The sequence below is a fragment of the Streptomyces sp. NPDC056231 genome (assembly GCF_048270745.1).
Taxonomy (GTDB): domain Bacteria; phylum Actinomycetota; class Actinomycetes; order Streptomycetales; family Streptomycetaceae; genus Streptomyces.
The window spans coordinates 1-9,118 of sequence record NZ_JBLVKW010000151.1 but is presented as its reverse complement, the minus strand read 5'-3'; the positions used below and the strand labels follow the sequence as shown (position 1 = coordinate 9,118).

Below are 9,118 nucleotides of genomic sequence, written 5' to 3'. Positions count from 1 at the left end.
ACGGCGAGCACGGCGGTCACGATCCGCATGACCGTCATCCGCCGTACGAGCCACCAGGCCCCGGCGACCGCGAGCGTCCCCAGCACCAGCATGACGGCCGATATCGGGGCGGTGTTGTTCTGGATCCCGGGAAAGCGATCCGGATGCGCGGCGTGTTGGACGGCGGCGAAGGCGAAGAAAAACAGCAACAGCCCCAGCAGCAACAGCCCGACGGAGCTGACCCCGCGGCCGACAGCCCGACCCCGGCTCCGCGGGCCGGGGCCGGGCCCGTCGGCGGCGTCCGCGCGCACGAGCCGACGGGCGAGGACCGCCCGCAGCCGGTCCACGTCCTCCGGGTCCGCCACGGCCCGCTTGGGCAGGACAACAACGCCGACGGCGGACTTGTCGGCGCTGAGAAGCACGAACAGCTCCGGGGTCTCGGCGTAGCGCGGGTAGAGATGCCAGTCAAGGGTGGCCGAGCTGTGCGCGGTAGTGAGCCGGATCCCGGTGTCGTCGACCGTCCCGCGGATGTCCCCCTGCCGCTCGGCAAGCCGGTGGAGCTGGCGCGCCTGCAACCACGGCACCGCAGTCATGAAGACGACGAAGACCACCAGCCCCACATACAGCGGCCACGGTGTGTCACGGCGGCCGGAGCCGGCCGCCGACAGCAGGGCACCGACGGCCGCGACCGCCACCGTCCACACCAGCGCCCGGCGCTGAAAGCGTCCCGCGCCGGTGCTCCTCGCACGTGCCCGCAGCGCGGACGCCAAGTCGCCGACGGACGGCCGGTAGGCCAGCTCCACCGATCTCTCCGCGACCGCGTCCGTCGTTTCCCGGCCCTCGGCCATGTCCCCTCCCCGGTTCGATGATCAACCGGATCGTAGAGGCTTTCTCAGCCGCTGCGGCGATGGACAACCCGAACCATCCACCCGCTATCCCGATCGGCACCAACATGACCTGGCGATTCGTCAAAAACGTCAGCGCAACATCGGCAACCACTGACAGCAGCAAACACCCAGCCGCCCCCATCCCAGCCAGCCCTATCAACACCCCACACCACTGACACATCCACGCCGAAAAACCACTGACAAACCAGCACACATCATCACGCGGGGGAGTTGCGGTTCGCTTCGCTCACCATGTCTCGGCTTCGCCGAGGCCGGCCCGCGTTGCGGTCCGTTGGGGCGGGCCCGCTGCGCTCCCCCGCCCCTGAGCCTTCCGGCTTCGCCCGGTCAGCCGGCGCTGCCGCTTCTTGACGATCTGCGGCTCGAAGCTGCCCGTCCGGTCCCGGGGGGACCTCGATCTCGACCGGCCCGACCTCGGTCACCACGGTCTTCGAACGAGTGCCCTTGCGGGTGTTGCCGTCGGCGGCCCTCTCATGCTTCTCGTGGCCGAGATGATCGGTGATCTCACCCTCGAGAGCGGACTCCAAGAGCCTCTTCGTCAGCTGCTGCAGCAGCCCGCCCTCACCGGTCAACTTGATCCCGCCAGCCTTCGCGCGGTCCACCAGTTGCCCGATCAACTGGTCGTCCAGGGCCTCCGGCATCCCGGCGGGCTGCACTTCCTCGACGGCCTCAGCCGAGACGATCACGTCTGTCATCAGGTGTCACTTCCTGTTCGAAGATCCACCGTTGACCGTACAGACCCTGCCCGTGAGGCAGGCACAGGTGTAGTCAGCCCCAGTCGCCGTTGATCCACGCGAGCAGGCGGGCGCGCTTCTTGTAGGAGCAAGGAGCGTAGACAGCGCCGGACGTGACGTACGTTTCGGACCGGCCTTACAGGTCGTGCCCGTAGTCGCTGGGGCCGTATTCGCCGTCGCGGTGGCCGTCCATGTCGTCGGCCCAGTCGAGGAGACCGAAGTCGAGGTTGAGGTTCTCGAGGTGCCGGGCGGGGTCGGCCGGTTCTACCGGTGTGGGACGACCGTCCGCCCCGGCGGTGAGCCGGTCTTCGAGGCAGCCGTCGGAGCGCACGGGCTGGCTCAGCCACCACCTGCCCATCTGGTACGGGAGTTCAGCAGGGCGTACGGCATCGCCCCGCACCAGTACCTGATGTCCCGGCGGGTCGGCCGGGCCCGGCGCCTGCTGCTGGAGGGACGGGCGCCGGGCGAGGTGGCGGCGGCCAACGGCTTCTACGACCAGGCCCATCTCACCCGGCACTTCGGCCGGTTGGTGGGCGTGCCGCCGGGACGCTACCGGGCGGGCGTGCTCGGAATGTCGTAGCCGCTCACTTGACGTCGACGTAGTCGCCGGCCGCGGTCGCCCCGCCGGTCGTGTCCGTCTCGCCGAAGGTCCAGCGCCAGTAGCCGTCGGCGGAGGCGGTGACTGTGGTCTTCAGGGCACCGGCCGAGTTCGCCTTCACGATCTTGACCGTGGTGTAGGTGCTGGTGCCGGCTTTGCGGAACTGGAGCTTGGCCGACTTGCCGCCGAAGCCCGTGTACTTGTGCCGCGCCCAGTCGGCGCGGGTGATCGTGCCGGCCACGGTGAGCGTCTTGCCCTTGGCGACCGGCTCCGGGGAGGCGTTGACGGTGACCTTCGCCGCGCGCTTGACCCGGACCGTGCCGAAGCCTGTCAGGTACTCCGTGCTCTTGGGCTGGCCATTCTTCCAGATACGGGCCATGACCCCGATCTTCCAGGTCGTGGCATCGCTGTTGGAGTCCAGGGTGTAGCGCGGGTCGATGTACAGTTCGCCGTCGCACTGGGAGGGCGAGTAGTCGGAGTAGGTGATGACGTAGCTCATGTGAATGCCGTCGTCGCCCTCGTAGCCCTTGGCGGCCGTGGTGTCGCGGTACAGGAAGGGGTACGTGTTCGCGTCCCCCGCCTTGACCCCGGACGGCCAGGTCTTCCGGAACGCGAAGTCGGGGGTGACCTCGGCGCTGGTGCCCACGATGATGGGCTTGCCGTTGTTGAGGACCAGGTTCGACACGGTGATGCCGGTGTCCGCCGCCTCCGCGGTCGGCGCGGTGAAAGTCCCCAGGGCGAGGGTTCCCGCGAGTACGACCGCGGAGCCGGATCTGCCTGCGCGCATGCACTGCCTCTTCGTCGGTGGGAGACCGGTGTGGTCCCGGTGCGGAACGAGCCGGTCGTCCACGCTAGCAGGCGCTCAGGAAAGGTCAGTCGGACATTCGGGGCCCGAAGTGCCGGTCCCGCTGGGCGTCGTACAGGTTGCGCGGGCGTACGACGTCCGTGGTGCCGTACAGCTCCAGCCGGGAGTGCAGGTCGCCGGTGAAGTCGGGGACGTCGATCTGTGAGGCCGGACGGGCGGCGGACAAGGTACTGCTGGGTCAGCTGCCCCAGCCCGCTGCACTCCCGGAAGAGCATCGGTCTGCCTCGACTGCGCAGCCCTGGCCGGCGATCCCCCGCTTTCACCGGGCACTCGCCACGCGTCGGCGGCGCGTGGCGCGGCCGTGACGCCTTCGTCACTGCCGAACTGGACCTGGTGCCAGCGAGGCTTGCGTACCGGGGCCCTGAGAGGGCCTGAGGATCGCACTCAAGCAGGGCCAGGAAACCGCCCAGGCCCCGTGGGACTGGATGCTCTGGGCACGGCGCAGCCGCCTGGAGCCCTCCGTGAAGCTCCAGCGCTCCATCATCAAGCACTGGGACGCCATCGCCGCCGATCACGGACTGAGCAACGGCCTGGTCGAGAGCATGAACACCAAGATCCGACTCATCACCCGCACGGCCTTCGACTTCAAGGACGCCAACGCCCTCATCGCCCTCGCCCTCGCCGTGCTCAGCCTCGGCGGACACCGCCCCCTACTACCAGGCCGTCACACCGCATAACCCCACCCACGGAAGCGACCGAAGAGCCCTTTGTTAGGATATCTAAGCGACCGCGCCGGGGCCATGGCCGTGGCCCGGAGGGCCTACGCGGATCGTGCGGAAGTAGTCGTAGGACACGTGGGCGGTGCGGACCGGGTGGGGCTGCTGGTCCCTCTCGATGATGTAGTGGTGATGGGGCAGTTGCCGCAGGTTGGCGAAGATCCCCGCGAAATCGATCTCGCCCTCTCCCAGGTCGGTCTCGACGTTGTTCCACGGTGCGCCGTCCTTGACGTGGAGCATCGGGAACCGCTTCTCGTACGGCCTGAGGTAGGGGTGTGGGGCTCGAAAAGTCATCGCTGCAGCTCAAGCCACGTACTGGTACTGGTTGATGACTCCTCCGAGAATGCGGGTACGTAGGAGCCTGCATGGCGCACCCACAGGCAAGACCGGCAGCTGTTCCGGGGCTTCGGGTGGTTGTTGGTCTCGTGATCTGTGTGGCCGGTGGGAGTTGTAGTGTTCCTGGTACGCGGCGAGGACGCGTCGGGCGTGGGCTTGGTTCATGATCAGAACCTGGTCGAGTGCCTCTCGGCGGATCGTGCCGATGACTCGCTCGCAGTGGGCATTCATCCGCGGCGCCCGGGGTGCGCTGAGCAGCACCTCCGCGCCCTCGGCCTCGAAGACGCCGTCGAAGGAGTCGATGTACTTGCTGTCGCGGTCGCGCAGCACGAAGCGGAGCGACTCGACGCGGGTGCCGAGGTCGGCAGTCAGGTTGCGAGCCTGCTGGGTCGCCCACTGCGCGGTGGGATGAGTGGTGACGTCAGTAATGTGGAGCTTGCGGGTGCCGAGTTCGAGGAACCCCAGCGCGTACAGCCGCTTACCGGTGACCGTGTCGATGTGGAAGAAGTCCGCCGCGATGATCCCCTCCGCCTGCGCAGTGAGGAACTCCCGCCAGCTCGGGCCGGTCCGGCGCGGAGCCGGGTCGATGCCGGCCGCGTGCAGGATCTGCCAGACCGTGGATGGCGCGAGCGCATGTCCCAGACGGGCCAGTTCACCCTGGATCCGCCGGTGCCCCCACTGCGGGTTCTCGCGCGCCAGACGCAGGACCAGCTTCTTGAGTGCAGCCGCCGTGGGTGGGCGGCCGGTGCGTCGACGTCGGTGGGAGTAGTCCCACCGCTTCGCGATCAGCCTGCGGTGCCACGCCAGTAGCGTTCCCGGCGTGACCGGAAAAATACCGCTCCAGCGGCGGCGCGGTATCAGCGACGACAGCGCGGCCAGCCAGAACCGATCCGCGGGCTCGTAGCGGACCGGACCGGCGAGCTGACGGCGCAGCACCGCGTTCTCGTGCCGCAGCACCAGTAGTTCGGCGTCCTTGGCGGTATCTCGGCGAAGCAACACTGCTGGCACGGACAGCAGTGCTCGAGTAGCCCGGTACAGGATCGAGATGATCACCCGCGCAGCATCCCAGTCACCTTCCAGGGCCTTGCACGCGGGCCCTACCTGCAGCGATGACTTTTCGAGCCCCACAGGCTCCGACCCGATGCCCGAGCCGCGCGAGCTCGCCTTGGATCCTGCGACACCCTCAACGCGGATTCTCCGCGGTCGGCCGCAGCACCAGCTCTTTGATCGCCTTCGTGGTCGGTGGCCGGCCGGGCCTGCTCAGGCGCTTGCTGTAGTCCCACCGGCGCGCCACGAGCCTTCGAGACGCAGCAGCAACACCGGGACCCACCGGCAAGCTGGGAGCCATCGCACCCGAGCGCCGAGCGATGCTACCCGGCGCCATATGCAAAATCGGACAGCCGGGAAGTACGCAAGATCCGATATCTGGGAAATATCTGGGAAATATCTGGGAAGGACGAAGGGGGTTCCCTCGAGCACTTCGGACGGCACGCATACGGTCGCGATCACGATGCGCCGCCTTCTCGGCACCGGTCCTGCCGCCCCGTCACCGTCCCGGCCGAGGCCGAACAACGCGGCTACCGACGGCCAAGCGAATCGAACCGAGTGCACACTCCTGGGGGCTCGCGACGGCGAGCCGGTGCCTGTGCGAACAGCCCAGGTGGGACGGTACGCGCCACACAGCTCGTCGAGCTGACGACCCGGACCGGCCCCCGGCGTCACGTTCAGCCTCACGCTGCGCTCCGGCGCATGGGGCGTCGGCTACGGAATCGAAACCGTCCGCCTGCTCCTCGCGTGCGGATTCAAGGACCTGGGCCAGCACCCGGTGTGGGGCCCGCTCCCCCTCAACACGGGATCGGCGGACGATGACGGGGGCCGGACTCGTGGAGGTGACCGTATCCCTGAGTGCATCCTGCGGAACGGACAATGGCGGGACTCGCTCGGCCGACAGGCGACCTTCGATGAGGAGTGGTCTGCGAATTCAGCGTGGAGGCGTGTGTCCCGACCACAGCAGTGTGGGCGGTCCGTGGAGGGCGAACGAATGGTAAGTCGAGCCGGAAGCATGCCTTCTGCTTCGAGCCCTTGAACTGGGTACAGACCGTCCCCTTGGTCAGCTTGTGCCCGCCCGCCTGTCCGCTGTGAGCCCACAGGGTCTCCACTGCAACGCCGGGTGCCCTGCCGTTGTCGCCGGCCCAGCTGGACTTCTTCCATTCGCTGGTCTTCGTGCCCCCTCCGGACTTCCTGTACGTCCACCGGGCCGAGTAGGCGTGCCCCTTCTTGCCCGACACCTCGTGGGCGATGATCAGCGGCACCCGGTGGGGTGACGCCTCGGTGTATTCGATGACAATGCAGTAGTCCTTGCTCCGGGTACATCGGTGAGTCTCAACGGAACTGGCCTTGCCGTTGGCCTCCGCGAACGTCGGGGCCGACACGAGTAGTACGACACCGACTGTCATACACATGATCCTTCGCATGCCAGGGTCAACGGCTCTCCGTCGCAGAAGTGCGTGCAGCGCATGGGACATCACCCACACGAGGCGGTTGTGGGGCCACAGCTCATTGGGCTACTGGGTGTGAAGGATGGCCCTATTTGGTTACTTAAGCCTGTGCATCCGTGCCCACCATGTCTGCTCTGGCCAGCAGAAACGCCGTGCTGCGACGCACGATCCGGCCGGTCCGCAAGGGACGAATCTGCCACGCAGGAGCTACAGACGGAATCCTCCCCGCCGTGCAGATGGCTGCGTGCGCCGCGCTGAGCTCCCCGCTCGTACGGTGGGATGCGGCGTTTGCGCATGGCCCGATTGCTGCTGTGCCGCGATGTTGCGGTGCGCGGCGGCATCGAGGAGAGCTCGTGGGACGGTGGCTCCGACCTGGCGTGCCGTCTCCAGCAGTGCTGCCGCGGCGGTCTGCTCGGCGGGCATCACGGTGCGGTACGTGTCGGTCAGCGAGTCCAGTTGTCGGTGGTGAACGGGGTAGAAGCGCTGCTGTCCTGGGTGGTCTGGGTCGGTTCGGTGCTCGACGGAGTCGGTGACCAGTCCGCTTTGCGCCCGCTTCACCGCCAGCGGCGTGGCGGCGGCAAGCTGCCACCCGGTGGCAGGCAGTCGGTACAGCAATGCCGCCAGAGCGCCCACGCCCCGTGCGTCGTCCAGGATTTCGCGAACTGGCCGCGCTTCGGGGCGTCCTGCTCCGTCCGGTCGCCACTGCGCACCGAACAGCAGCTGGCCCACCCGCACGGCCGACGTGTGGGCGATCACGGTGGCCGGGTGGGGAACGACCTGCGGCAGGCGGACCACCTGGCCGCGTCGGACGATGTCATAGCTGGGCGGCGGCAGTTTGGGATGAGCCCGTGGGTCGGCCAGGTCCACAATCCGATGCCACGCGGCCGCAGACTGCTGCCACGCCTGTGCGGAACTCCGCAGGGCTCCGGCTGCCTCCCGCTGAACTGCAGCGATCGCCGGGTCCGGGAGCTGCTCGGCCACGCGCAACAGCAATCGTCCCGACAGCAGGCGTCCCATCGCTGTCCAGCGGGACAGCTGTTGCAGGTCCGATCCGCTCAGCCGGTGTCCGGATCGGTCGTGCAGGGTGTCGAACGCCGCCCGGGACAGCCGGTCGCAGTCCTCAGCCAGGCGCTCGGGGACATCCCGGGTGTCGTCGCTGCCGTGCGCCTGGACCGGCTCGACGGGCAGTGCGAGCGAGAAGGCCGCGATCCCCCGGTCGGCGTTGCGGGTCCCCTCCCGGCCGAATACCGCAGCCTTGGCCAGCGATGATCGGACATCGGCGAAGGCTGCTTCGACGCCGGGGTCATCGACGCCCCTGCCCAGAACAATAACGATCCGGTTTGCCTCCCACGCGAGTTCGGCAGACCGTCGGGCGAGATATTCGCGAGCGGGACGGGTACTGAACGCGTAGGCGTAAGCGGTCAGCGGGGCCCGGTCGGGCCCGTGGTGGCTCTCGATGAGATCACGCACCGCGTTGACAGCTGCGGTCGCACCCGCGATGCCGTCCCCCGCCGAGCCGGACGCGATCGCCGACGGGGATGGCAGCAGTCGCTGGGCTGTCTGCAATGCATCTCGGGCCTGGGCAAGGTGGAAGCCGAGGTCGCTCGCCGGCGAGGCGTCGTCGATGACGCTGAGCCCCGCCGCAAGGTCCGCCAGGAACTGGTCTAAAAGGCGGCTTACGGCTGCCCGGTCGGCCGTGACGGGCTGCTCGACCGCGGCTCGCAGATTCGCGCCGGCTGTATCGAAGAGCTCTCCCAGAGTGGCCACTATTGCTCCCGGACCGTCGTGAGAGCCTCCCGCGCGGCGGATGCGTGTCGGGCCGCCTCGCTCAGGCGGCTCTGCGCGCCTGTGTTGCTGTCCCCGGCCGAGGCGAGGCGAACAAGCGCCCCATGGGTCCGATCGAGCAGGCCGATGTAGGGAGCGACACCGGCCGTTCCGGGCTCGATCTCTGCCAGGTTGAGGGGAACGCCCGTCTCCGGCACGGGCAGCAGATCCCGGGCGGTGAAGCATTCCTGCGCAACGATGAGCGCCTGTAGTTCGTCGCTCGCGTTGTCCCAAGCGATGGCGTCTGCCAGACGGCCCGCGAGGTCCAGCGCATCCCATGCGGCGGCCAGAACCGTGTATGCATCCGACTCCGACAGCGCTTCACTCACCCTGTTCAGCTCTGCGCTCATGACCTCGATCCCCTCCCTGAAAATGTGTGTATAAGGCAATCGTGACACCGTCCCCGTCAAAGCTCCCAGCCCCCTGTGGACAGAGAGGTCTCTGTGGACAACGACGTATCCGGTTGAAAGGACACCCGAATCTCCCTGCGTACTGGCTGGACGGCGTCGCCGTTCACCACTTGCGAGAGAACACCCACCCCTCTCTGACAGCCTTGGCTGAGACACCTGCTTTGCCGGGTTAGGCTGGAAGGGCGAGACAGGAGTACACCCCGGCATGGCCAGCACCACACCCCGTAGCTCCGGATCGGATCCGGCGCCCCGT

Annotated in this window: 7 protein-coding genes and 3 pseudogenes; 2 read left to right on the top strand and 8 right to left on the bottom strand. The window is 68.0% G+C overall.

Annotated features, from left to right (window positions below; translation table 11 throughout):
- Positions 1-827 (bottom strand): YcxB family protein (locus ACNPQM_RS43010; protein WP_418088282.1); only part of this gene is annotated, 827 nt, incomplete at its 3' end.
- Positions 828-1,206: 379 nt separating this feature from the next.
- Positions 1,207-1,525, bottom strand: a pseudogene (locus ACNPQM_RS43005) (transposase); the annotation flags it as partial.
- 436 nt (positions 1,526-1,961) lie between these two features.
- Between ACNPQM_RS43005 and ACNPQM_RS43000 the strand changes: the two are divergent.
- Positions 1,962-2,198 (top strand): annotated as a pseudogene (locus tag ACNPQM_RS43000) (helix-turn-helix transcriptional regulator); the annotation flags it as partial.
- Between the two features lie 4 nt (positions 2,199-2,202).
- Here ACNPQM_RS43000 and ACNPQM_RS42995 read toward each other — a convergent pair.
- On the bottom strand, positions 2,203-3,003 hold the full coding sequence (locus ACNPQM_RS42995) for a hypothetical protein (RefSeq protein ID WP_418088281.1): 801 nt from the start codon (positions 3,001-3,003) through the stop codon (positions 2,203-2,205).
- Positions 3,004-3,088: 85 nt separating this feature from the next.
- A complete protein-coding gene (locus tag ACNPQM_RS42990) occupies positions 3,089-3,247 on the bottom strand; it encodes a hypothetical protein (RefSeq protein ID WP_418088283.1) in 159 nt (52 codons plus the stop codon).
- Positions 3,248-3,446: 199 nt separating this feature from the next.
- Here ACNPQM_RS42990 and ACNPQM_RS42985 point away from each other — a divergent pair.
- Positions 3,447-3,758 (top strand): annotated as a pseudogene (locus ACNPQM_RS42985) (transposase); the annotation flags it as partial.
- Positions 3,759-3,800: 42 nt separating this feature from the next.
- Here the strand turns inward: ACNPQM_RS42985 and ACNPQM_RS42980 are convergent.
- From ACNPQM_RS42980 to ACNPQM_RS42965, 4 genes are all read right to left on the bottom strand, one after another.
- Positions 3,801-4,091 carry a hypothetical protein gene (locus ACNPQM_RS42980; protein WP_418088280.1) on the bottom strand — a complete coding sequence of 97 codons (291 nt, stop codon included), beginning with the start codon at positions 4,089-4,091 and terminating at the stop codon, positions 3,801-3,803.
- 9 nt (positions 4,092-4,100) lie between these two features.
- The gene (locus ACNPQM_RS42975) at positions 4,101-5,186 is read right to left on the bottom strand and encodes an integrase core domain-containing protein (protein ID WP_418088279.1); all 1,086 of its coding nucleotides are present in this window, start codon (positions 5,184-5,186) and stop codon (positions 4,101-4,103) included.
- A 1,652-nt stretch (positions 5,187-6,838) separates the two neighbouring features.
- The gene (locus ACNPQM_RS42970; protein WP_418088278.1) at positions 6,839-8,398 is read right to left on the bottom strand and encodes a hypothetical protein; all 1,560 of its coding nucleotides are present in this window, start codon (positions 8,396-8,398) and stop codon (positions 6,839-6,841) included.
- Entirely contained in the window at positions 8,398-8,805 is a 408-nt protein-coding gene (locus ACNPQM_RS42965) for a hypothetical protein (RefSeq protein ID WP_358861776.1), read from the bottom strand. The genes ACNPQM_RS42970 and ACNPQM_RS42965 overlap by 1 nt, the downstream gene beginning before the upstream one ends.
- Between the last annotated feature and the right edge of the window lie 313 nt (positions 8,806-9,118).

What these genes read in the sequence shown, in the direction of transcription:
- ACNPQM_RS42980 (WP_418088280.1), bottom strand. Translation starts at nt 4,091, where the DNA reads ATGACTTTTCGAGCCCCACACCCCTACCTCAGGCCGTACGAGAAGCGG.
- ACNPQM_RS42995 (WP_418088281.1), bottom strand. Translation starts at nt 3,003, where the DNA reads ATGCGCGCAGGCAGATCCGGCTCCGCGGTCGTACTCGCGGGAACCCTC.
- ACNPQM_RS42965 (WP_358861776.1), bottom strand. Translation starts at nt 8,805, where the DNA reads ATGAGCGCAGAGCTGAACAGGGTGAGTGAAGCGCTGTCGGAGTCGGAT.